We start from the raw sequence: 22868 nt of genomic DNA, 5'->3' as shown, positions 1-22868 counted from the left end.
GCACCTGGATCCTTGCGCTGTCATGGGTTCTGTTGGCTGAGCTGATTGCCGCGGATGATTTCCACCGCAGGGCGCGCGATTGCGTTTGAGCCGCTGCTGGACGGTGTTTTCGCTGCGCTGCCCATGGCCAGTTGGGTGAACTGGAAGAGCTGGCTGTTGGCGTTATCGAGGTGTGTCGGGGACTGTTTCTCACCGGCCCAGTACCTCGCTAGGCGTTGTTCTTCGCTGCTGCGCACGGCCAGGCGCAAGGTGCCGGCCTGGGTCGCAAGCATCAGGCGACTCAGCAGCTGCTGCGGCACTGCGAGCACCACCGTGCGTGCGGCGAGGCGGCGTTGATCCTGTCTGAGTTTGTCTTCGGCGCTGAGCGCCGGCGTGGCCGGTTGGCCATCGTTGGTCAGGCCGTACTGCTCGCCAACGCCGAGCACGCGCATCGCCGGCAGGACGATTTGCGCCGACTGCTGCGGGTTACTGGCGTCCTGACGCAGGTACAGCAACACATCGACGTAATCGCCGGGCAGCAATTGCCCGGCCGCGCCAATAACCTCGTCAACTGCCACGGTCAGCGCGCGTTCATCGCTGCGGATCATCCGCGCCAGTGCACCGCCGGCGTTGAAGCTTTCATCGTTGAGCCAGGTGCCCGCACTCAAGCCGCGCCAGGGTGTGCGACCGATGGCCTGATCGACATTGCTCAAACTGCCGGCCGGCGCGCTGCGCAGTTTTTCCACGGTCACATCGGCCGCCGTCAGTGCGGCGAACGGCGGCACATCGTGCAGCAGCACCACCACCGGTTGGCGAGTCTGGTCTTCGGCGATCGCGACAGTGTTTTCAACGCTGACCGCCGGGGCGATCGGTGCTTGCGCGACGGGGGCCGGCTGTCGACTGAGGACCAGCCCCCAATAACCGACAAAAATCGCGCCCAGCAAGAGGATGGCGGCAAGGGCCATGGTGACGCGACTGTTCATGACGGCTCTCCCTTTCCTGCTGCACTACCCGTCGAACGTGTTAACGAGAGAAATTCCCGATTCTGCAGCTATGAACATGCAACTATTTCGCTATTTGCACGCTAGCTGATCTGCACAAAAGCGCCATTAATGACAGGCAAATAACCCACTAAAGTATGGCTCCTGGCCAATTAACAGCAGAAAAAGGCGCCCACAGGCATGGATTAATGCTTTGTGATTAATCCGTTCTTACAGTTGTTGGGCGGGGGTTTGTTGACAATGCTCAGGTTGCACGGTGGAACCTTGCCGCGGTGGTGATGTCGGCGCCAGAGGCGCGAAGGAGCAGGCGTATGTTGGGCATGAATCTGGAATATCTGATGGCCAAGGCCCGTTTGTTGTTCAAGAGCGAGGAGGGCGCTTCGGCGATTGAATATGCGATTGTCGTGGCGATGGTCGCCGTAGTGGTCGTGGCGTTTGTTACCCCGTTGGGCGACCGGGTGCTGGCGATCTTCAACAACATTCTGACCAGTCTGGATGGGACCGCTGTAACCAGGCCGACACCGTGATCGCGGTGTGGGTCGCCGTTGGCTGATCTCGGGCTACACTCTGGTTTACTTTCAGTTTTCAGGGATTGCCCATGAATTCTCTCCCTATGCCCCGCCAGCAGTTGCTTCTGGTTGACGATGAAGAGGACGCGTTGCTGGAGTTGGCGGAGTTGTTAGAGGGGGAGGACTTTGTCTGTCATACCGCGACGTCGGTGAAGCAGGCGTTGCATCATCTGACCCGGCATCCGGACATTGCGTTGGTGATTACTGATCTGCGCATGCCGGAGGAGTCGGGGATGTCGCTGATCCGGCGGTTGCGTGAGCATACGTCTCGGGAGCATTTGCCGGTGATTGTGATGTCGGGGCATGCGGATATGGAGGATGTCAGCGACATGTTGCGGTTGCAGGTACTGGATCTGTTTCGCAAGCCGATTTATCACGTTCGGCTTTTTGAGACGCTGGATAATTTGTTCCCCAAGGTTCGGGGTGGGTGACGCGGCGGCCTGTGGGCCGACCGGGTTTTTGGGGTTTATCCGTTGCTTCGGGTTTGCCGGCTGGCGGTTTCGCCCTGACGGCGACTTACTTTTTTACAAGCGCCCAAAAAAGTAAGCAAAAAACGCTAGCTCCTACGTACGGCCCTCGCAGGCTCGGGTCCCTTCGCTCCGGGATCGATCCGGGCGCAGCGGCTACGGTTTGCTTCGCTGCACCTCCTTCCGCTGTGTACGACTTCGTCGTACGGTCGCTGCGCTCCCACGCCCGGATCAATCCCTCCACTCAGCCTTCCGATGTCGCCGGTGAATCAAGATCAAAAGCAGGCGAGCTGACACTCGGCCTATTGAGTGGTGAGAAGCGGCGCATGGCTTTGGATTTGCGGTGTATTTGCCCCTCACCCCAGCCCTCTCCCCTAGGAGAGGGAGCCGATTTTGGTTGGCTTTGAAGTTTGCGTACGACTCGGTATTTCACGTCGGCGTATCTCTCACATCCACCTCGGTCAGTCCCCTCTCCCTCCGGGAGAGGGCTAGGGTGAGGGTCGGCTTTTGGCTTCCAGGCCCGATCCGCGAGATCACCGCGTTCATCGCCAGCAGGCTGGCTCCCACAAACCGTGCACCGATCTGAAATCAGCGCAAAACCTGTGGGAGCTGGCTTGCCAGCGATGGCGTCCTCCCAGCCACCTAACCTTTAACTGAAAGCACAAAGTCCAATTGTAGGAGTGAGCCTGCTCGCGATGGCGGCCTCACAGCCGACCACTATTTTCCAGAATGCACCCAGTCCATTTGTAGGAGTGAGCCTGCTCGCGATGGCGGCCTCACAGCCGACCACTATTTTCCAGAATGCACCCAGTCCATTTGTGAGAGCGAGCCTGCTCGCGAATACGGCAGCTCAGCCAAAACAATCTGCCTCTCGAACCACCATCGCGAACATCCTCCCCCTACAACTGATAACTGAAACTGACGCTATACCGCGGTTTGCGATTCAACGTGTCCAGCGCTTCATCGGACATGGCCTTGGCCACTTCCAGCGATATGTTGTAGTACCTGGCGTCGCCAAACCGCAGGCCGATGGCGGTCGAGGAGAGGTTGTTGGCCTGCACTGGCAACTGGTTGAACCAGCTGCGCGAGCGGTCGAGGACGACGTACGGTTGCAGGATGCGCAGCCAGTTGCCGTCGCGGTTGAAGCTGTAGTTGACCTCGTATGCCACGCCCCAGCCCTTGTCGCCGGAGGCCTGGTCGTCGGGGTAGCCGCGGCCGAAGTTCTGGCCGCCGAATACCGCGCGTTCGCTGTCGGGCAGGGTGTCGTCGCTCCAGTACAGCGCGGCCGAGAGGACGCCTTGCCAGTTGTCGAGGAATTTGTCGCTCTGCACGCCCGACAGGCGCACGCGGAAGAAGTCCAGGTCGATGTCGTCGTAGTTGGTGTTCGCGCCGAGGCTGTCGAAGCCTTGGTAGACGCCGGCGCTAAGGATACGCAGTTGGCGGGCGTCGGCCTTGCGCCAGTCGCCTTCGAAGGCGAGGGCGCGGACGTCGGTGCGCAATTCGGTGCTGAACGGGAAGTTGATGCCGTCGTAGCGGGTCTTGTCGTCGACGGCATAGAGGCGTGAGCCGGCGGTCAGCAGTTCGTTGGCAGAGGCGATCAAGGGTGTGCTGAAGCCGATCGAGTAGCGGTCGTTTTCGCGGTGGGTGCTGAGTCGTCCGCCGCCGTTGACCAGCACTTCGGTATCGGGATCGGCGCGGTAGCGCGAGGCCGAAAGATTCAGTTGGGTGCCTTCGCTGTCGAGGAACTGGCTGTAGTCGAGTCGGTAGTAATGCTCTTTGTCATCGCCCGGTGGAAACAGGCCGCTGAGGCTCAGTTGCTCGCCCAGCGACGTCTGCGAATTGCTGCTGACGCCGAGCAGGGCCTGCGGGCCGTTGCGGTTGTCTTCGGTGGTGCTCAGGGTGCTGGTGAACGGTTTGCGGCTGGCCTGGGCGATCAGCGTGGTGGCGCCATCGGTGGTGCCCGGCGGTGGCACCTGGGCCTGGATGGTCACGCCGGGGATACGCGTCATCAGCGTGGTGTAACGCTCGAAGGTCTTGCGGGTCAGCGGCCGTTCGGCCTGAATTTTTGCCGCCAGTTTGTCGAGCAGGCCTTTGACCCGGCCGACGTCGCCCTGCATCTGGACATCGCGCACGTAGCCTTCCACCAGCACCACCCGGGCCACGCCGTCGTCGAAGTTCTGTTGTGGCAAAAATGCGTAGGACAACAGGTAGCCGTCCTGTTGATAGCGACGGGTGATGTTGCGCGTGGCTTCGATCAGGTCGGCGAGGCTGGTTTGCCGGCCAATCAGCAGTTTGTAGACTTCGGCCAGTTCGTTGAGCGGGTAGATCGTGCCGCCTTCGATCTGCACGGTCTTAAGATTGACTTTGGTTTCCATCAGCAAGGGCTGCGCGGCAGTCGCGCCGGGGTCCGGCACTTGCAGCGGCGTCGCGCTCGGGCGATAGGCGTCGGCCGGCAGGTTCGGTTGGGGCAGGTTGCGGATGGTTTCGTTGCTGTTGAGAAAGCTGGGCAGGGTGTCGGCGAAGGCGGTGGAGGTGAGGCTGAGCAGCAGCAGGGATGCCATTACGCGCATAGGACACTCCATGGTCAGATCGCAGCACTGGGCGGGTTTTTCCTGAGAAAAAAGGCGGAAGACTCGTGGGAATCTTCCGCCCTCAACCAAGCGTAGGCGCTGTAGGTATGGCCGTCGAATCGGCCAGGTGCAATTTAGCGTTTGTTGCCTCCCAGAGTGCCGGTCAGACCACCGAGTACCCCGCCCAGACCGCCAGTTGTGCCGCCAGTGGCAGTGCCGCCGTTGACCAGGCCACCGACTGCCGCCACGGTACCGCCGACGTTAGTCACCAGACCACCGACCGCTGTGGTGACCGGGTTGTTGGTCGCGGCAATGCTGTTGCCGAGACTGCTGACCGCGCCGCCGACTTGACCGGTGAGGCCGGCTACTGGTGAGCCAAGGCCAGTGGCGGCGCCGACTTGCTGGGTGACGCTGGTGACGGCGCTGGTGACCGGGTTCAGACCTGCGCCCACAGCGGCGCCGACGGTGGCCAGCGGTGACGTGGTGGCGGTGATCGGCGTACCGGAGCCACCGAGTACGGTGTTGAGCGAAGCGATGGTGTTGCCCAGACCGCCAGCGGTCACGCCACCGGCACTGACCACGCCATTGGTGTTGCCAGCATTGAGACCCGTGCCGACGTTGACCACCGCACCACCGACAGTCTGCAGCAGGCCGGTGCCGCCGAGGCCGCCACCCAGACCACCGCCAGTGCCCGAACCGTTGCCGTTGGACACCAGGCCACCGGCTTTGCCAACTGCCGTGCCGGTGTTGCTCAGCGCACCGCCCAGCGTGTTGGTCAGCGCATTGCCGCTTCCAGCGCCGGTCACTTTACCGCCGAGGGAGTTCACCGCGCCGCCCACTTGCGCCACGGCGCCTTTGAGCGGATCGCCGAGGCCGGTGGCATCGCCGAGTTTGTCGGTGGTGCTTTCGACCATGGCAATCACCGGGACCAGGCTGCTGCCGACTTTATTGGTCAGCTGGCTGGTCGGTCCGTTGCTCAGGGTGGTGTTGAGGGTGTCGCCGAGCATGGTGACTTTCACCCCGACTCCGTCGAGTACCGGGGCCACTTTGGTAACCACGCCGCCCACCACCGGCACGCTGCTGGTGGCGCTGGCCAATTTGCCGCTCAGGTCCGATACGCCGTCGCCGACATCCGACACCACGCCGCCGACCGAGGCCACGGTCGTGGTCAGGCCTTTCGGGTCGGTGGCCAGTTTGCCGATGCCGTTGCTGACGCCGTCACCCAGTGTGCTGACTACGTTGCCTGCCGTGTTGGCCGCGCTTTGCACGATGCCGCCGGCCACTGGTACGCCGCTCAGGGAGTCGCCGATCTGACCGACGCCATCGCCGACACCGCTGACCGTTTTGCCGACGTCCTGCACCAGCGTGGTGGTGACAAGCGCGGGTGCGGTCGGGTTGGTCGGATTGGTGGGATCAGTCGGGTTGGTTGGATTGGTCGGATCGGTGCCGCCGCCGGTTCCGCCAGTGCCACCGGTTCCACCACCAGTACCACCAGTACCACCGGTGCCTGCGGTATCACCACCGCCAGCAGTGCCGCCTGCGCCACCGGAGCCGTCGGTGCCAGCCGTGCCGTCCGCCGCTGCACCGCCCGAACTGCCCGAACTGCTGCGATGGCCGCCACCGCCGCTGCTGCAGCCGGCGATGCCGAGGGAGAGGATCAATGCCAGAGCGATTGCCGATTTGCACCACGCTTCTTGAGTTTTCATGATCGAGATTCCTGCACCTGTCACAACGTTACGTTGCCTTCGATGGCCCGCCGATCTGTTGTCGGCGATGCCTCGTCCATGGCTCTAATCTCAGTCGATGGATGATTTCGCACCATTCTCAAGTTGGTATTAACGCCTTTATACAAGTGCCGCAGCGCACTGCCTTAGGACTAATACCGCGGTACTAAACGCGCAAAAAAAAGCCTTGAAAATCAAGGCTTCGACTTTTTGAACAGGGGGAGTGACGGGCGAAAAACTTAAGTTATATACACACAATTAACGGCTTTACCGCTCGATCCGCTCAGGCGATCGGCTGCCACTGGCCGACCATGTGCTCCAGTTCCCCGCTGCCAACCAGCCGCAACTCGCCACTGGAACCCGCCGCACTCGCCAGCAATGTCACATCGCTTGGCAGGCGCACCGGTTTGCGAAAATGCACGGCGATTTCAAGATTGGCTTTTGGCAGATGCCCGGACAGTGCCGCCAGCGTGCGCGCCTTGTTCCACAAACCGTGAGCGATGGCAGTGGGGAAGCCGAACAGTTTTGCGCTGGCAGCGCTCAGGTGAATCGGGTTGTAGTCGCCGGAGACTTTCGCGTACTGCCGGCCGATGTCCGCCGGCGCTTGCCAGTGCGCCACCTCCAACAGGGCTTGCGCGGGTTGCCAGGTTTGTTCGCCGGGCTCGCCGTCGAGTTTCACGCCGCGACAGAGCATCTGACTCTGCGCTTCCCACAATGGCCCGAGCTGATCATCCAGCGTGGTCAACAGATCGAACGTCGCGCCTTTGGCATGCGCTTGCAGGTTGTTCACGCGTACGCTGACCTGCGCCCGGCTGACCGCGCCCAGCGGTCGCAGCACGCGAATGCGGTTGCTCAGATGAACCAGCCCCAGCAGCGGAAACGGGAATTCTTTGTCAGTGAGCAATTGCATCTGCAAGGCGAAGGCAAGGATGTGCGGATACGTCGGCGGCAGCAAACCGTCATCGGTGAAGCCGCAGACCTTGCGATACGCCGCCAGACGTTTGCCATCGATGTCGACCCAGCAGCGCAAACCTCGGCCGGGCAATTGCGTGCCAGTGATCTTGCGTCGCGTCGCCGCCCTTGCATACAGCGCGGGCAGGTTCGGTTCGCGGTCCAGCGTGCGCCATTCGATGCTCATGCCTAAGCCCCCAGAACGCTTTGACCGCAGACCCGCAGCGCCTGGCCGGTGAACGCGCCGCTGCCCGGTTGTGCCAGCCACGCCACTGCTTCGGCGACATCCTGCGGCAGGCCGCCCTGGCCCAGCGAACTCATGCGGCGCCCGGCCTCGCGCAGGCCGAAGGGAATGTGCGCAGTCATTTGCGTCTCGATAAAACCCGGCGCGACGGCGTTGATACTGATACCGCGGGGCAGCAGGGTCGGCGCCCAGGCCTGCGCGAGACCGATCAACCCGGCCTTGCTTGCGGCGTAGTTGGTTTGCCCGCGGTTGCCGGCGATGCCGCTGATCGAGGCGAGCAGAACCACCCGCGCGTTGTCACGCAGGGTGCCGCTGTCGAGCAGGGCCTTGGTCAGCACTTGCGGGGCATTGAGGTTGACCGCCAGCACCGCGTCCCAGAATTCCGGGGTCATGTTGGCCAGGGTCTTGTCGCGGGTGATCCCGGCGTTGTGCACCAGAATGTCGAGGCCGTCGGGGAGCTGTTCGATCAGTTGCGCGGCGGCGTCTTCAGCGCAGATATCCAGGGTGATGCTGCGCCCGCCCAAGCGAGCGGCGAGGGCTTCCAGATCGGCTTTGGCCGGCGGCACGTCGAGCAGAATCACCTCGGCACCATCGCGGGCGAGGGTTTCGGCAATCGATGCGCCGATACCCCGCGCCGCACCGGTCACCAGCGCTTTACGCCCGGCCAGGGGTCGCGTCCAGTCGCTGACCGGCGTAGCGCAGGGGCTGAGGCGAATCACCTGGCCGGAGATGAACGCGCTCTTCGGCGAGAGGAAAAACCGCAGCGGGCCTTCCAGCTGATCTTCGGCGCCTTCGCCGACATAGATCAGTTGCAGCGTGCCGCCGCTGCGCAGCTCTTTCGCCAGCGAGCGGGAAAAGCCTTCCAGCGCGCGCTGTGCACTTGATGCAAACGGATCGCTGAGGGTTTCCGGCGCACGGCCAAGAATGACCAGATGCGCGCTGTGTTCGAGGTTCTTCAGCAGCGGCTGGAAAAACTCACGCAGCTGTTTGAGCTGGTCGGTGTGCTGCAATGCGCTGGCATCGAACACCACCGCCTTGAGTTTCGGCCCATGACCGGGTATCCATTCGCTGGCGCTCGCCGGTTGTTCGCCGTAGCGGTAGATACCATCGGTCAAGCGATTGGCGAATACGCTGATGCGCTCGGCCAGCGGCCCGCCACCGATCAGCAGCGCGCCCTCGACCGGCCGCAGGCGCCCGGCCTGCCAGCGTTCCAGCCGCACCGGCGACGGCAGGCCCAACGCCCCGACCAGACGATGGCCGAGGGACGAGTTGGCGAAGTCGATATAGCGGTCAGACATGGAACGCTCTCCAGAAGTTGGGGTTCAAAGTGTGGACTGCCGACGGCAATCAATCGTTCGATCAGCGCAATAAGGCCTACGCTGCAAAGCAGAGTAGACCACCTACCCTGTGGGAGCTGGCTTGCCAGCGATGGCGTAGTGTCAGCCACCGAGGATATTGGATGTGCCGGCCCCATCGCTGGCAAGCCAGCTCCCACAGGGCTCCACGTGTATTGTGAAAAGGAGTTATTCATGACCCAGCTGCGCCGCGTCGCGATCATCGGCGGTAACCGTATTCCCTTCGCCCGCTCCAACGGACCGTACGCCACGGCCAGCAATCAGGCGATGCTCACCGCCGCCCTCGAAGGCCTGATCGAACGCTACAACCTGCACGGCCAGCGCATCGGCGAGGTGGTCACGGGCGCGGTACTGAAATTGTCACGGGATATGAACCTGACCCGCGAATGCGTACTCGGCTCGCGCCTGTCACCGGCCACCCCGGCCTACGACATCCAGCAAGCCTGCGGCACCGGTCTGGAGGCGGCGATACTGGTGGCGAACAAGATCGCCCTCGGTCAGATCGACTGCGGCATCGCTGGCGGCGTCGACACCACGTCGGACGCGCCGATCAGCGTCAGCGAAGGCTTGCGCAAGATTCTCCTGCAAGCCAACCGCGCCAAGAACACCGGCGACAAACTGAAAACCTTTTTACAACTTCGGCCCCGACATCTGATCCCGGATTTCCCGCGCATCGGCGAGCCACGCACCGGTCTGTCGATGGGGCAACACTGCGAGTTGATGGCGCAGACCTGGCAGATCCCCGCGAAGAACAGGATCAACTGGCGCTCGAAAGTCATCAAAAACTCGCTGCGTCCTACAGCGAAGGCTGGCACAACGACCTGATGACACCGTTTCTCGGCCTGACCCGTGACAACAACCTGCGCCCGGATCTGACCCTGGAAAAACTCGCGAGCCTGAAACCGGCCTTCGAAAAAAGCGCGAAAGGCACGCTGACCGCCGGCAATTCCACACCGCTGACCGATGGCGCCTCGGTGGTGCTGCTCGGCACTGAAGAATGGGCCAGGGAGCGGGGCCTGCCGATCCTCGCCTACCTGCGAGACGGCGAAGCGGCGGCGGTGGATTTCGTCAACGGCGCCGAAGGTCTGCTGATGGCCCCGGTGTACGCGGTGCCGCGTTTGCTGGCGCGCAATGGCCTGACCCTGCAGGACTTCGATTACTACGAAATTCATGAAGCGTTTGCGGCGCAAGTGCTGTGCACGCTCAAGGCCTGGGAAGACCTCGACTACTGCAAGACCCGCCTGGGCCTCGACGCGCCGCTGGGCTCGATCGACCGCAGCCGGCTGAATGTGAAGGGCAGCTCGCTGGCGGCGGGTCATCCGTTTGCTGCAACCGGTGGGCGGATTGTGGCGAACCTGGCGAAGTTGCTGGATGCGGCGGGGAAGGGGCGTGGGTTGATCTCGATTTGTGCGGCGGGTGGGCAGGGCGTGACTGCGATTGTTGAACGCTGAGAGAGCTTTCCCTCACCCTAACCCTCTCCCGGGGGAGGGGGGACTGATTGGGGGATGCTTTAGAGGTACGCCGACCTGAGAGAATTGTGCTGAATCCAGAAACGAACCGATTTGGAGAATTCCATTTCGACACGGTCTTTCAGGTCGATGTAAGGCGCCAGATACCTCGGTCCGCTCCCTCTCCCTTTGGGAGAGGGCTGGGGTGAGGGGCTTTTGAGGTCAGGTCCGAAACCGTCGAACCAACCCATCCAGCTCATTCGACAACCCCGCCAGACTCTGCGAATCCAGCCTCGCCGAATTAGCCAGTTCCGCCACCAATTGCGCATCCCCGTGAATCTGGCTGATGTGGCGATTAATGTCTTCAGCCACCTGGTGCTGTTCTTCCGCCGCCGTGGCGATCTGCGTGTTCATGTCGCGGATCACGTCCACCGATTCGCGGATCTGCCCGAAGCTTTCGCGTGCCTCGCCGATGCGCGTCACCGATTGCTGCGAGACCTGCAGGCTGGCGTGCATCTGTTGGGTGACCTGGCTGGTGCGCTTGGCCAGGTTGCCGAGCAAACCGTCGATCTCGGCCGTCGAATCCGCGGTGCGTTTGGCCAGCGCGCGAACCTCGTCGGCGACCACGGCGAACCCGCGGCCCTGCTCACCAGCACGCGCAGCCTCGATGGCGGCGTTAAGCGCCAGCAGGTTGGTCTGTTCGGCGATCGAGCGGATGGTGCCGAGGATCGACTGGATATCGTTGCTGTCGCGCTCCAGTTGCTGCATCGACTGCGCCGATTGCTCCAGTTCCTGGCTCAACTGATCGACGCTGTGCACCGCCGCATCGATCTGTTGCTGGCCCTGCCGCGCCTGACGCTGGCCGCTGTCGGCGGAGTCCGCCGCCTGACTGCATGAACGCGCGACTTCGTTGGCGGTGGCAACCATTTCATGGAAGGCCGTCGACACCATGTCGACCGCTTCGCGCTGTCGCCCGGCGGCTTCGGCCATGTCGCTGGATACCTGGGTCGAGCTCTGCGAGGTGGCGAGAATTTTCCCCGCCGCGCCGCCGATGTGCTGGATCAGGCTGCGGATCGCCGTCAGGAACTGGTTGAACCAGTTGGCCAGTTGCGCGGTTTCGTCGCTGCCACGGATATCGAGGTTTTTGGTCAGGTCGCCTTCGCCCTGAGCGATGCCTTCCAGGCCACTGGCGACGCTGCGGATCGGCCGTACGATGAGGCTGGCGAAACTGGCGCCGACCACGGCGAACAACACGGCAAGCACCGCAGCGATGATTGCGATCAACCAGGTCAGTTGCGTGGCGGAGCTCATCACATCGCTCTGCTTGATCAGGCCGACGAAAGTCCAGCCCAGTTGCTCCGATGGCCAGACGTTGGCCATGTAGCGCTCGCCGTTGAGCTCGACTTCCACCAGCCCTTTGCCGGCCTTGGCCAGTTGCGCATAACCGTCGCCGAGGCTGTCGAGTGGCTTGAAGTTGTGTTCCGGCTGTTTCGGATCGACCAGCACCGTGCCACTGTTTTCCAGCAGCATCAGGTAACCGCTGTCGCCGAGCTTGATCTGTTTGACGATTTCGGTGAGCTGCTTGAGCGTCACGTCGATGCTGACCACGCCGCCGTTGCTGCCGAGCTTGTTGTCGATGGTGCGCACGGTGCTGACGTAGGTGGCATCGTCCTGCGCCCAGTAATAAGCCGCGGTGCGAAACGGTTTGCCCGGCTTGGCCTGGGCGGCCTTGTACCAGGGGCGCTGGCGCGGGTCGTAATTGTTCAGCTTGGGATCGTCCGGCCACGACACGTAACCGCCGGCAGCGGTGCCGACAATTGCGTAGGCATAAGCGGGGTGGGCGTTGCCCAGGTCCTGCAGAAACGCGAAGACCTTTTTGTCCATCTCGCCCTGCGGGATGGTTTCGGCGTTGGCGCTCATGTAGGTCTTGAGGCTGTCGTCGGTGTTCTTGATCAGCGGTTGCGACGCCAGGTAATCGACGTTCTGGCTGATGCCGTCAAAAAACAACTGCATGGCGTTGCTGACCTGGCGGATCTCGCGGCCGCTGCTGTCGACAAAACTGTCCCGGGCATCGCTGCGCAGGTTCATGACCACGAGGGTGGCGACCAGCACTACCGGCAAGCAGGCGATGATTGCAAACGCCCACGTCAATTTCTGTTTGATGTTCATCCGCGCTCCAGATTTTCTTGTAGGCCCACGCAGTGCAGATGACTTGTGGTTTATTGGCAGCCGAAAACGTTGTGGATCACCCGTTTCCCTGGGCGCGGCATCGCAGGTTGTTATGGAACGATTGTCGAACAGATCCCTCTGTCATTCAGGGCTTCGGCTGCGCAGACGGGAAATTGAGGCGGCGCGGAAAAAATCTGCCGAAGGGTAGTCGGGGGCCAATGTCAGATTCTGTCGCAAATGCCCTTGCAGACGGGGACCAACAAACTCGTCGGGCTCGGCTATGATTCGCATCGGTCGATGCGCAAGCGCAGAGTTGGCCCTGTAATCCGGCACAGTGTGTGCATTCTCTACGTTCACAGGTCGGCACCCCCTCCCCGTGATGCGAGGATTGCCGTATAACGAGTGACATTCGCGTGTTTGGTAATAAAGGACCCACAATAAAAGCTGATGAAAACTCCAAAACGCATTGAACCCCTGATCGAGGACGGTCTGGTCGACGAAGTGCTGCGCCCACTGATGAGTGGCAAAGAGGCAGCTGTTTATGTGGTGCGCTGCGGCAATCAGTTACGTTGCGCCAAGGTCTACAAGGAGGCGAACAAACGCAGTTTCCGCCAGGCGGCCGAGTATCAGGAAGGCCGCAAGGTGCGCAACAGCCGACAGGCTCGTGCGATGGCCAAGGGCTCCAAGTTCGGTCGCAAGGAGACCGAAGACGCCTGGCAGAACGCCGAAGTGGCGGCGCTGTTCCGTCTGGCCGGTGCCGGTGTTCGAGTGCCGAAACCCTACGATTTCCTCGACGGCGTGCTGTTGATGGAATTGGTGGCCGACGAGTTCGGCGACGCTGCGCCGCGTCTGAACGACGTGGTGCTGGAGCCGGATCAGGCGCGCGAGTATCACGCGTTCCTGATTTCGCAGATCGTGCTGATGTTGTGTACCGGTCTGGTGCACGGTGACCTCTCGGAGTTCAACGTGCTGCTGACGCCGACCGGCCCGGTGATCATCGACCTGCCGCAAGCGGTCGACGCCGCCGGCAACAACCACGCGTTCAGCATGCTCGAGCGCGACGTTGGCAACATGGCTTCGTACTTCGGTCGCTTCGCTCCGGAGCTGAAGAAGACCAAATACGCCAAGGAAATGTGGGCACTGTACGAAGCCGGCACCTTGCACCCCAACAGCGTGCTGACCGGCGAGTTCGATGACCCGGAAGACCTCGCCGATGTGGGCGGGGTGCTGCGCGAGATCGAAGCGGCGCGCCTCGACGAAGAACGCAAGCAGGCCATCCGCGCGGCGGACGACGAGCCCAAAGGCAAGTCCGAGGAACCACCTCCACCGCCGTGGATGCAGTGATTGCGTGAACAGAAACCCGGCTTCGGCCGGGTTTTTTGTGCCTGCTCCGTTGCCAATGCACCACGAATCCCCTGTAGATACTCTGTTCACGGTCAAGCTTTTGCGAGGTGTTTCTCGCTAAAAAGCTTGGCCGTATTGAAATCTTCGCCGGCTCGCATACAGGCCCACAAGCCGGTCAGGTATTTGCGCATGACGGCGATGATGGCCTGCATCTTTCTTTTCCCTCGCCCGATCAAGGCTTCGTAAAGGCTTTCACGTTACTGTCGCAACGTATGGCAGTCAGCGCTGGCATATACATCGCTGAGCGTAGGTAGGCGTTTCCGCCCTTACTTATCCGTCCAGGTTTATCGATGCTGGTACCTGATTGCGTAAGCCGCACATCGAGCCCTGCATGTCGGCTGACCTGGGCGGACTTAAGCGTCACTGGCAAGGTCGTCAATTCAGCCAATGCCGAAAATACTGAAATTTCGCCCATGCCTGGCGCTGCGATCATGTGCCCGAACTGGGCGCTTAGGGTTGGGCAATTGTCGATCAGCGCCCGACCTGCGAGCCTGAAACGCTCGATTCGCTTGTCAAAAGCTTCAATGGCTTCTTCTTCGTCTTCAATCAGCATTTTCACGGTTGTTTGAGTAGCTTTCAGCGCATGCAGCTCGTTCTTGGCTCGGGTGCGATGACACGTCAAACGATTGATATGCCTTCCGATAGCCCGCAGTTCCAGCTGTATGGTCGTGGGCGGCGTCCACAATTTTGGACTCATGCGTTCGCCGTATTCAGCTAGCAGCTGGGCATCGATCGCATCGGTTTTGCTGTTTTTCAACATCAGCTTGGCAAAGTTATGAAAGCTCTTCGGGTTGATAACCGAAACGGGCAAACCCGCCGCAGTGAGTTCCATGGCCAAATCCAGGTAATAGATGCCGGTGGCCTCCATCACTACGGATAAAGGCTTGAGCTCGAGCAATCTGTTGACCGCTGCTTTGCGCCCGGCGGGCGTTTGGTCGATGTTGCAGGCACCTGCAAAACGGCCGTCTTTGCGCCAGCCCATGGCGGTCGTGCGAGACCCCACATCCAAACCGACATGCATGCTCATGCTTTCAACTCCGAGTGAACTGGGTTAGAAATGTATCCTGGTTCCCCTGACCTCGAACTTCATGCCACTGCAACCTTGTAATGCGAAGTCCGACTTGTCGGCTTCTCGATACTCTTCGTGGTGGGCAATGAGGCGGGGGGACCTCTCTACAGACAAGGTCAGGAGCAAGTCCTGCCTTTAGGAGTGATCGGTCTCCCCCAGAAACACATCTTCGTATGTCCGCACCAGCGAGCTTAGATCTCAATCGACTGGTGTGAGGGCAACATACAAGGAGTGAGCCTGCTCGCGATAGCGTCAGCACAGTCAGCATCTCCATAGGCTGAACCGCCGCAATCGCGAGCAGGCTCACTCCTACAGGGGTTGTGGTGTTGTAGGAAGTTGTATGGGACTCTCACCGGCTCCAACCACACTCAAGGACTGAATGTGACCACCCCACGCAACCTCCAGTTGATCGTCAGCGCCCGGCTGATCTCCGATTTCGGCGCTTTCCTCAACATGGTCGCGCTGGCCACTTACGTCTACCTGCTGAGCAATAGCGCCATGAGCGTCGGCATTTTCCTCGCCAGCCGCGTCGGCGGCGGGATTTTTGCCAGTCTGATCGGTACCGCGTTCTACCGCCGCTGCAGCGGCCGCGTGCCGTTGATCGCCTTTGATCTGCTGCGCGCCGGCGCACTGGCGTTGCTGCTGATTGTGCCAGTCGGTCAACAAGCGCTGCTGCTGCCGCTGATCGCCTTCGTGCTCGGTTTGGGCAATTCGATGTTCGCGATTGGCGTGAACAGCCAGCTCCCGCGCTTGATCGAGCCGGCGCAGTTGCTCAAGGCCAATGCCTGGATCACATCAGCCTCATCGGCGGCAATGGTCGGCGGCAGTCTGGTGTCCGGTTTGCTGGTGGCGGGGTTTGGTTTCGAAACGGTGTTCGCCCTGAATGCGCTGACCTATGTATTGGCCGCGCTGTTGATTGTGCCGCTGCGTTTTGCCGCCACGACGGACGACCCAGCACCCGGACGCGGCGAATGGACCGCCCTCAAAAAAGGTCTGCGCGGTGCCCCGGTGGTCGCGGCGATGCTCGCGGTGACCATGGCCGATACCCTCGGCAGCGCCGCACACAACGTTGGCTTCCCGATCATTTCGAAACTGCTCACGCCCGAGTCGGCGAGCACCACCCTGGGCCTGGCACTGGCGGTGTGGGCCTGCGGCAAGCTGCTCGGTGCGCGCATTGCCAGTCGCTTCAAGGCTACGGACAACAGCGATCTGCAGCGCCGCTATTTTCTCGGCGTGGCCGTAATGTCCTGTGGATTCATCCTGATGTTCCAGCAGCACAGCCTGTATGGCTTGCTGTTGTTTGCCTTGCCGGCCGGCCTCGGTGACGGGATGTCCGAAGTCAGCCTGATGTCGCGCCTGCAACGCGAGCCCGAGCAACTGCGCCTGCCGATCTTCAGCGTCCTGACCCTGCTGCAAATGACCGGTTTCGGCATCGGTATGCTCATTGCTGCACCGTTCTACGAGTGGTGGGCACCGGGGGCCGTGGTCATGCTGTTCCACGGCATTCCCCTCGGCACGCTGCTGGTGCTGAAAGGGTTGGCGCTCAGGCGCGCGCGGGTTGCGCGCAGCAGCCCGACGCCAGTTCCTTGAGAATCGGGCAGTCGGGACGCTGGTCGCCGTTGCAGTGTTCGACCAGATCCTGCAGGGTGTCGCGCAACTCGCCCAGCTCGCGGATCTTCTGATTCAGCTCGTCGATGTGCTGGCGCGCCAAGGCCTTCACATCGGCGCTGGCGCGCTGGCGGTCCTGCCACAAGGTCAGCAACTTGCCGACCTCTTCCAGCGAGAAACCCAGGTCCCGCGAGCGCTTGATAAACGCTAATGTATGCAAGTCATCGCTACCGTAGACGCGGTAGCCGGCGTCGGTACGATGGGCCGGTTTGAGCAAACCGATCGACTCGTAATAGCGGATCATTTTTGCGCTGAGGCCACTTTGCCGGGCCGCTTGGCCGATGTTCATCGCTGTTCCTCCAGTTCGTCGGGTTTCCAGGTTTTCAACAGTAGCGCATTGCTCACCACGCTGACGCTCGACAAGGCCATGGCCGCGCCGGCCAGCACCGGATTGAGGAAACCGAACGCTGCCAGCGGAATGCCGATCAGGTTGTAGACGAAGGCCCAGAACAGGTTCTGGCGGATCTTGGCGTAGGTCTTGCGGCTGATTTCCAGCGCTGCCGGCACCAGTCGCGGGTCGCCGCGCATCAGGGTGATGCCGGCGGCGTGCATGGCGACGTCGGTGCCGCCGCCCATGGCGATACCGATGTCGGCGGCGGCCAGGGCTGGCGCATCGTTGATGCCGTCGCCGACCATCGCCACTACGCCGGTCTTCTTCAGTTCGGTGACGGTAGCGGCTTTGTCTGCCGGCAACACTTCGGCGTGGACATGGGTGATGCCCAGCGCCTCGGCGACCACTCGCGCACTGCCGCGGTTGTCGCCGGTCAGCAGATGGCTGTGGATATTGCGCGCTGCAAGCTGTTGCACGGCGTGCAGCGCGCCGGGTTTCAGGGTGTCGCCGAAAGCGAACAGTCCAAGCACGCGCGGCTGCGGGCTCTGCTCGATCAGCCACGACAAGGTGCGGCCTTCGGTTTCCCAGGCCGTGGCGCTGTCATTGAGTGGTGCGGCGCTCAATCCACTTTCCTCGAGCAAGCGCCGGTTGCCCAGGGCCAGACGCTGGCCGTTCAGCGTCCCGGCGATGCCGCGCCCGGTCAGCGACTGGCTGTCGCTGACATTCGGCACATCGAGGCCGCGTTCGGCGGCGGCATCCAGCACCGCTTTGGCCAATGGATGTTCGCTGCCGCGTTGCAGCGCCCCAGCCAGTTTCAGCAAGGTGTCATCGTCGCCATCAATCGCGCTGAAATGGGCGATACGCGGTGTGCCCGACGTCAGCGTGCCGGTCTTGTCGAACACCACGCTGCTGACGGCATGGGCGCGCTCCAGTGCTTCGGCGTCCTTGATCAGAATGCCGTGGCGCGCCGCCACACCGGTGCCGGCCATGATCGCGGTCGGCGTGGCAAGGCCGAGCGCACATGGGCAGGCGATGACCAGCACCGCGACGGCGTTGATCAGCGCGGTTTCCATCGGCGCGCCGTAGAGCCACCAGCCGATCAGCGTCGCCAGAGCAATCAGCAACACCGTCGGCACGAAAATCTGGCTGACTTTATCCACCAGCTTCTGGATCGGCGCTTTCGCCGCTTGCGCGTCTTCGACCAGACGGATGATCCGTGCCAGTACGCTTTCCGCGCCCAGCGCTTGAGTGCGCACCAGCAAGCGCCCCTCACCGTTGATCGCGCCACCGGTGACCGGGTCGCCGGGTTGTTTCGGCACCGGCAGGCTTTCGCCGCTGATCAGCGCTTCGTCGGCATGGCTCTGGCCTTCGATGACTTCGCCGTCGACCGGGAAGCGTTCGCCGGGTTTGACCAGTACCACGTCATTGAGGCGCAGGGCACTGATGGCGACGTCCTGCTCGCGGCCGTCGATCACTTGAATCGCGCGTTCCGGGCGCAACGCTTCAAGGGCGCGGATGGCGCTGGCGGTCTGGCGTTTGGCGCGGCTTTCCAGGTATTTGCCGAGCAGCACCAGGGCGATGACCACCGCCGAGGCTTCGAAATACAGATGCGGCATGCGTCCGGCGGCGGTAGCCCATTCGTAGACGCTCAAGCCGTAACCGGCGCTGGTGCCGAGGGCTACCAGCAAGTCCATGTTGCCGGCGCCGGCGCGCACGGCTTTCCACGCGGCGACATAGAAACGTGCGCCGAAAATGAATTGCACCGGCGTGGCGAGGGCGAATTGCGCCCAGGCCGGGAGCATCCAGTGCAGGCCGAACGGTTGCAGCAACATTGGCGCCACGAGCGGCAGGGCCAGGGCGACTGCGCAGATCAGTGCCCAGCGCTCGTGCTTGAGGCGCTGTTGCTGGTTATCGGTATTCGCCGATTCGGCTTGCCAGACGCTGGCGGCGTAACCGGCCTTGCTCACCGCATCGAGCAACGTTTGCTGATCGACCTGGCCGAGCAATTCGAGGTGTGCGCGTTCGTTGGCCAGGTTGACGCTGACGCTTTTCACCCCGGCGACCTTGTTCAGGGCGCGCTCGACGCGGCCGACGCAGGATGCGCAGGTCATGCCGTCGATATTCAATTCGATAGTCTGCTGCGGGACGCTGTAACCGGCGCGCTCCACCGCTGCCAACAACGCCGGCAGGCTGTCACCCGGCGCCTGCACGCGGGCCTGTTCGGTGGCGAGGTTGACGCTGATGGCATGGGCGCCGCTGACTTTGCTCAAGGCGCGCTCGACACGCCCGGCGCAACTGGCGCAGGTCATGCCGGCAATCGGCAGATCGAAAGTGGTGGAATCGGACATCGGTCGTACTCCCTGCAGTAGATGCCTGCAAGGATCAACCTTGCCATGCGGGCAAGGTCAAGTACCTGTTTTTTTATTGATCGTTGGGACGCAGAGCGTCCATGGCTGCATTCCCACGCAGAGCGTGGGAACGATCGGCACCGTATTCGCGAGCAGGCTCGCTCCCACAGGTTCAGGTCGGCTCAGTAACCGAGATCGGCACGCTTGAGGTACATGCCTTCCTGATTCATCGCTATCCGGTACTTCTGTATATCGCCCGCTTGCAGCTTTATGTCCTGGGAGCGGGGTGCGAGCAAGCCCGGATTGCAACCGGGTACTTGCCCCGGCAACAGCTTCAAGCGCAAAGAAACATTACCCGGCGGCAGATTGAACGAAGTGCTCTGCTCCTGAAACAGTCGCGCCGAGAGCTGATCCTGAATGTACACGCCAATTTCGCACGAGGTCGCCACTTCCAAGCGCTCGCGGGAAATGATCAGTACCGCGTAGTCTTCCCCGACAGCGTGCACGGGCGCGACGGCGGTGAAGAGACCGAGAAAGCCAAACAGGCTGAAAGCTGACCAGCGCATGGCTGCATCTCCTGCAATTGAAGTCATTGATGTACGCAGCTTGGCCGAGCGCGGCGCCGATTGCCAGCCCGGCAGTTTTTGCCAGAACTTGACCTTGCCATCGTGGCAAGCTCGAAACTGCCGACAACCTCACTCAAAGGAGTCATCCCATGCAAGTTTTTAACGTTCAAGGCATGTCCTGCGGCCATTGCGTCAAAGCCATCACCAACGCCGTGCAGACCAGGGATCCGGCGGCCAGTGTGCGCGTCGATCTGGCGAGTAAAGAGGTCGGCGTCGAGAGCAGGCTGGATGCCGCGCAGATCATCGAAGCGATCAGCGCAGAAGGGTATGCGGTGAAGCTCGTCTGAAATTGATCGTTAGCGAGCTATCGGAATGTTCAAGGCGTCCGGGCGCGGCTAGACTGTCGGGCTGCGACTTGCCCACCTGGATGCCTGATGAACTTTCGTACCATTTTGATACTTGGCGCCTTGAGCGCTTTCGGTCCGTTGGCGATCGATTTCTATTTGCCAGCGTTTCCGGCCATGGCGCTGGCCTTCGGCACGGATGAGCAGCATGTGCAGCTGACGCTGGCGGCTTACTTCCTCGGCCTGTCGCTGGGTCAATTGGCTTACGGGCCGATTTCCGATCGGTTCGGCCGGCGGGTTCCACTGCTCAGCGGTGTCGGCCTGTTCACCCTGGCGTCATTGGCCTGTGCCTATGCGCCGAGTCTGGAATGGCTGATCGCCGCGCGTTTCGTCCAGGCGCTCGGGGGCTGTGCGGGCATGGTGATTTCCCGCGCGGTGGTCGCCGACAAATGCGATGCCGTGGGTTCGGCGAAAGTTTTTTCGCAACTGATGCTGGTGATGGGCCTGGCGCCGATTCTGGCGCCGATGCTCGGCGGTCTGCTGGTCAATACCAGCGGCTGGCAGTCGATCTTTCTGGTGCTGACCGGTTTCAGCGCCCTCGCGGCGCTGGCGGTGGCGCTTGGTCTGCCGGAAAGTATGCCGGCACACGTGCCACGCCAGCCGTTGTCCGGCGCATTGCGCCAATACACGCGACTGGTCAAGGACCGGGTTTACCTCGGCCACGCACTTACCGGCGGCATCGCCATCGCCGGCATGTTCGCCTATATCGCCGGTTCACCCTTTGTGTTCATCAAGCTGTACGGCGTGCCCGCCGAGCATTTCGGCTGGCTGTTCGGCACCAACGCGGCGGGTTTCATTCTGGTGGCGCAGGTCAACGCGCGGCTGTTGGCCAAGCGCGGCCCGGCGTTTCTGCTGGTGCGTGCGGTGTGGGTTTATTTTCTCGCGGGGCTTACCTTGCTGGCGGTCGGCGCGATGCGCCCGGAAGCCTTGTGGCCGTTGCTGATTCCGTTGTTCATCTGCATCGCCAGCCTCGGTTGCATCATCCCCAACGCATCCGCCTGTGCGATGAACGGCCAAGGGGCGCGGGCCGGCAGCGCGTCGGCGATGCTCGGTTGTCTACAATTCAGCATCGCCGCCGGTGCGGCCGCGCTGGTGGGCGTGCTGCACGATGGCAGCGCCGTGCCGATGGCCATGGTCATCAGCCTGTGCGGGTTGCTGGTAGTCAGCGTCGCTTTGTTTACCCGCCGCCTGCAGAATGCCCGGGCATTGGCGCAAGCCCAGGCCGAGGCGTAAACAGCCTCAGCCGGCAGCGCGCTGCTGGCTGTACTCGGGAATGCGATGGGGCGCGCAGAGTCGCGCTTCGAGGGTGCGAGTGAACGCCAGCGCTTCGGCTTCACTGCGAAAGGTCACGACATGCTGGTCGAGGCGAACCTGCCATTGAGACTTTGCCACTTCTTTTATCAGGATCTTCATTGCTGACCTCCCTTGCGTAAAAGATGTATCGCAGAGGCTTCGATTGTAGACCCGAATACGATCGCAATTGTGACAACGCCCGGGCATCGGACTGACGGCAAACAACCTCGCAGCCCGGCCAGCCGCTCTAGCGCTGGCACGGGCTGCGAGGTCCGGGTTTCTCAGAAACCTTCTAAAACAATTTTCCCCTTGGCCTTGCCGCTTTCCAGCAATTCATGGGCGCGACGCAGGTTGGCCGCATTGATGCTGCCGAAGTGTTCGCCCACGGTCGTTTTCAAGGTGCCGGCGTCGATCAGTTGCGCGACACGGTTGAGCAGGTTGTGCTGCTCGATCATGTCCGGCGTCTCGAACAGCGAGCGGGTGTACATGAACTCCCAGTGCAGCGACAGGCTCTTGCGCTTGAGTTTGCTCACGTCCAGCGACTTCGGATCGTCGATCAGCGCCAGTTTGCCCTGCGGCGCCAACGCCTCGACCAGTTGCTCCAGATGCTGGTCGGTCTGGGTCAGGCTGGCGACGTGGGTCACGCTGTCGAGGCCGGCGCGCTTGAGTTCTTCGCTCAGCGGCTGGCTGTGATCGATTACGACATCGGCGCCCAATGCCTTGACCCAGTCGCGGGTCTGTTCGCGGGACGCGGTGCCGATGACTTTCAGGCCGGTCAGTTGCTTCGCCAGTTGTGTAAGGATCGAGCCGACCCCACCGGCCGCGCCGACGATCAGCAGGCGCTGGCCTACGTCGGTTTTACCTTCGCTGATTTGCAGACGCTCGAAGAGCAATTCCCAGGCCGTGATCGCGGTCAGCGGCAGCGCCGCGGCTTCGGCAAAGCCGAGGGTTTTCGGCATATGGCCGACGATGCGCTCATCGACGACGTGCAACTCACTGTTGCCGCCGGCACGAGCGATGGAGCCGGCGTAGAAGACTTTGTCGCCGGCCTTGAACAGCGTCACGTCACTGCCGACCGCTTTGACTACACCGGCAACGTCCCAGCCCAGTACTTTCGCGGCGCCGTTTTCCGGCGCTACGTTCTGCCGCACTTTGGTGTCGACCGGGTTGACCGAAATGGCTTTGACTTCTACCAGCAGGTCGCGCGGGCCGGCGACCGGTTCCGGCAGTTCGATGTCCTGCAAGGCGTTGGTGTCGTTGATCGGCAGGGATGCGTAATAGGCGATGGCTTTCATGAAAGGCTCCGTA

At 62.0% G+C, this 22868-nt stretch carries 16 protein-coding genes and 4 pseudogenes; 7 read left to right on the top strand and 13 right to left on the bottom strand.

Translation table 11 applies throughout. The features are described from left to right. Window positions 1-20 precede the first annotated feature (20 nt). Window positions 21-962 (bottom strand): Flp pilus assembly protein CpaB, encoded by a 942-nt coding sequence (gene cpaB, locus M0746_RS22305; protein WP_258450614.1) that lies wholly within the window; start codon window positions 960-962, stop codon window positions 21-23. A 338-nt stretch (window positions 963-1300) separates the two neighbouring features. Between cpaB and M0746_RS22300 the strand changes: the two genes are divergently transcribed. After that, window positions 1301-1507 (top strand): Flp family type IVb pilin, encoded by a 207-nt coding sequence (locus M0746_RS22300; RefSeq protein WP_090288410.1) that lies wholly within the window; start codon window positions 1301-1303, stop codon window positions 1505-1507. A gap of 71 nt (window positions 1508-1578) precedes the next feature. Next, the gene (locus M0746_RS22295; RefSeq protein ID WP_090281126.1) at window positions 1579-1980 is read left to right on the top strand and encodes a response regulator; all 402 of its coding nucleotides are present in this window, start codon (window positions 1579-1581) and stop codon (window positions 1978-1980) included. Between the two features lie 935 nt (window positions 1981-2915). On the opposite strand, the gene M0746_RS22290 is transcribed toward M0746_RS22295, so the two are convergent. The 4 genes from M0746_RS22290 to M0746_RS22275 form a co-directional block, all read right to left on the bottom strand. Then, complete coding sequence (locus M0746_RS22290) at window positions 2916-4586, bottom strand: ShlB/FhaC/HecB family hemolysin secretion/activation protein (RefSeq protein ID WP_258450613.1); 1671 nt, start codon at window positions 4584-4586, stop codon at window positions 2916-2918. Between the two features lie 134 nt (window positions 4587-4720). Further along, window positions 4721-6292 (bottom strand): collagen-like triple helix repeat-containing protein, encoded by a 1572-nt coding sequence (locus M0746_RS22285; protein ID WP_258450612.1) that lies wholly within the window; start codon window positions 6290-6292, stop codon window positions 4721-4723. Window positions 6293-6593: 301 nt separating this feature from the next. After that, a complete protein-coding gene (locus tag M0746_RS22280) occupies window positions 6594-7448 on the bottom strand; it encodes a MaoC family dehydratase (protein ID WP_258450611.1) in 855 nt (284 codons plus the stop codon). 2 nt (window positions 7449-7450) lie between these two features. Then, window positions 7451-8803, bottom strand: coding sequence for a 3-oxoacyl-ACP reductase (locus M0746_RS22275; RefSeq protein WP_258450610.1), 1353 nt, complete (start codon window positions 8801-8803; stop codon window positions 7451-7453). A gap of 231 nt (window positions 8804-9034) precedes the next feature. Here M0746_RS22275 and M0746_RS22270 point away from each other — a divergent pair. After that, window positions 9035-10311, top strand: a pseudogene (locus M0746_RS22270) (acetyl-CoA C-acetyltransferase). Window positions 10312-10530: 219 nt separating this feature from the next. Here M0746_RS22270 and M0746_RS29590 read toward each other — a convergent pair. Further along, a pseudogene (locus M0746_RS29590) lies at window positions 10531-11130 on the bottom strand (methyl-accepting chemotaxis protein); the annotation flags it as partial. Window positions 11131-11388: 258 nt separating this feature from the next. Continuing rightward, window positions 11389-12321: pseudogene (locus M0746_RS29585) on the bottom strand (cache domain-containing protein); the annotation flags it as partial. A 603-nt stretch (window positions 12322-12924) separates the two neighbouring features. On the opposite strand from M0746_RS29585, the gene M0746_RS22260 reads away from it, so the two are divergent. After that, on the top strand, window positions 12925-13821 hold the full coding sequence (locus tag M0746_RS22260) for a PA4780 family RIO1-like protein kinase (protein WP_090281144.1): 897 nt from the start codon (window positions 12925-12927) through the stop codon (window positions 13819-13821). Between the two features lie 92 nt (window positions 13822-13913). On the opposite strand, the pseudogene M0746_RS22255 reads toward M0746_RS22260, so the two are convergent. Beyond that, window positions 13914-14908, bottom strand: a pseudogene (locus M0746_RS22255) (IS110 family transposase). Between the two features lie 423 nt (window positions 14909-15331). Here M0746_RS22255 and M0746_RS22250 point away from each other — a divergent pair. Then, entirely contained in the window at window positions 15332-16540 is a 1209-nt protein-coding gene (locus M0746_RS22250; protein WP_258450608.1) for an MFS transporter, read from the top strand. Here M0746_RS22250 and cueR read toward each other — a convergent pair. The 3 genes from cueR to M0746_RS22235 all read right to left on the bottom strand — a co-directional run bounded on the left by cueR (window position 16494) and on the right by M0746_RS22235 (window position 19863). After that, window positions 16494-16907, bottom strand: a complete 414-nt coding sequence (gene cueR, locus M0746_RS22245) for a Cu(I)-responsive transcriptional regulator (protein WP_258450607.1) — start codon at window positions 16905-16907, stop codon at window positions 16494-16496. The genes M0746_RS22250 and cueR overlap by 47 nt on opposite strands. Next, on the bottom strand, window positions 16904-19297 hold the full coding sequence (locus tag M0746_RS22240) for a heavy metal translocating P-type ATPase (protein ID WP_258450606.1): 2394 nt from the start codon (window positions 19295-19297) through the stop codon (window positions 16904-16906). Before M0746_RS22240 ends, cueR begins: the two co-directional genes overlap by 4 nt. 182 nt (window positions 19298-19479) lie before the next feature. Then, a complete protein-coding gene (locus M0746_RS22235) occupies window positions 19480-19863 on the bottom strand; it encodes a hypothetical protein (protein ID WP_258450605.1) in 384 nt (127 codons plus the stop codon). A 149-nt stretch (window positions 19864-20012) separates the two neighbouring features. On the opposite strand from M0746_RS22235, the gene M0746_RS22230 reads away from it, so the two are divergent. Further along, window positions 20013-20210, top strand: coding sequence for a heavy-metal-associated domain-containing protein (locus M0746_RS22230; protein ID WP_258450604.1), 198 nt, complete (start codon window positions 20013-20015; stop codon window positions 20208-20210). Window positions 20211-20297: 87 nt separating this feature from the next. After that, window positions 20298-21500, top strand: coding sequence for a multidrug effflux MFS transporter (locus M0746_RS22225; RefSeq protein WP_258450603.1), 1203 nt, complete (start codon window positions 20298-20300; stop codon window positions 21498-21500). Window positions 21501-21506: 6 nt separating this feature from the next. Here M0746_RS22225 and M0746_RS22220 read toward each other — a convergent pair whose 3' ends face one another. Then, window positions 21507-21680: a hypothetical protein gene (locus M0746_RS22220; RefSeq protein WP_172833298.1), complete on the bottom strand. Its 174-nt coding sequence runs from the start codon at window positions 21678-21680 to the stop codon at window positions 21507-21509. Between the two features lie 161 nt (window positions 21681-21841). Beyond that, a complete protein-coding gene (locus tag M0746_RS22215) occupies window positions 21842-22855 on the bottom strand; it encodes a zinc-binding alcohol dehydrogenase family protein (RefSeq protein ID WP_258450602.1) in 1014 nt (337 codons plus the stop codon). Window positions 22856-22868 lie beyond the last annotated feature (13 nt).

The organism is Pseudomonas sp. S11P7, from assembly GCF_023195435.1.
Classification (GTDB): domain Bacteria; phylum Pseudomonadota; class Gammaproteobacteria; order Pseudomonadales; family Pseudomonadaceae; genus Aquipseudomonas; species Aquipseudomonas fluorescens_G.
This window is presented reverse-complemented; position numbering and strand designations above follow the sequence as displayed.

Coding starts and splice junctions, on each gene's coding strand:
- cpaB (WP_258450614.1), bottom strand. CDS start 962: ATGAACAGTCGCGTCACCATGGCCCTTGCCGCCATCCTCTTGCTGGGC.
- M0746_RS22300 (WP_090288410.1), top strand. CDS start 1,301: ATGAATCTGGAATATCTGATGGCCAAGGCCCGTTTGTTGTTCAAGAGC.
- M0746_RS22295 (WP_090281126.1), top strand. CDS start 1,579: ATGAATTCTCTCCCTATGCCCCGCCAGCAGTTGCTTCTGGTTGACGAT.
- M0746_RS22290 (WP_258450613.1), bottom strand. CDS start 4,586: ATGCGCGTAATGGCATCCCTGCTGCTGCTCAGCCTCACCTCCACCGCC.
- M0746_RS22285 (WP_258450612.1), bottom strand. CDS start 6,292: ATGAAAACTCAAGAAGCGTGGTGCAAATCGGCAATCGCTCTGGCATTG.
- M0746_RS22280 (WP_258450611.1), bottom strand. CDS start 7,448: ATGAGCATCGAATGGCGCACGCTGGACCGCGAACCGAACCTGCCCGCG.
- M0746_RS22275 (WP_258450610.1), bottom strand. CDS start 8,803: ATGTCTGACCGCTATATCGACTTCGCCAACTCGTCCCTCGGCCATCGT.
- M0746_RS22260 (WP_090281144.1), top strand. CDS start 12,925: ATGAAAACTCCAAAACGCATTGAACCCCTGATCGAGGACGGTCTGGTC.
- cueR (WP_258450607.1), bottom strand. CDS start 16,907: ATGAACATCGGCCAAGCGGCCCGGCAAAGTGGCCTCAGCGCAAAAATG.
- M0746_RS22240 (WP_258450606.1), bottom strand. CDS start 19,297: ATGTCCGATTCCACCACTTTCGATCTGCCGATTGCCGGCATGACCTGC.
- M0746_RS22235 (WP_258450605.1), bottom strand. CDS start 19,863: ATGCGCTGGTCAGCTTTCAGCCTGTTTGGCTTTCTCGGTCTCTTCACC.
- M0746_RS22230 (WP_258450604.1), top strand. CDS start 20,013: ATGCAAGTTTTTAACGTTCAAGGCATGTCCTGCGGCCATTGCGTCAAA.
- M0746_RS22225 (WP_258450603.1), top strand. CDS start 20,298: ATGAACTTTCGTACCATTTTGATACTTGGCGCCTTGAGCGCTTTCGGT.
- M0746_RS22220 (WP_172833298.1), bottom strand. CDS start 21,680: ATGAAGATCCTGATAAAAGAAGTGGCAAAGTCTCAATGGCAGGTTCGC.
- M0746_RS22215 (WP_258450602.1), bottom strand. CDS start 22,855: ATGAAAGCCATCGCCTATTACGCATCCCTGCCGATCAACGACACCAAC.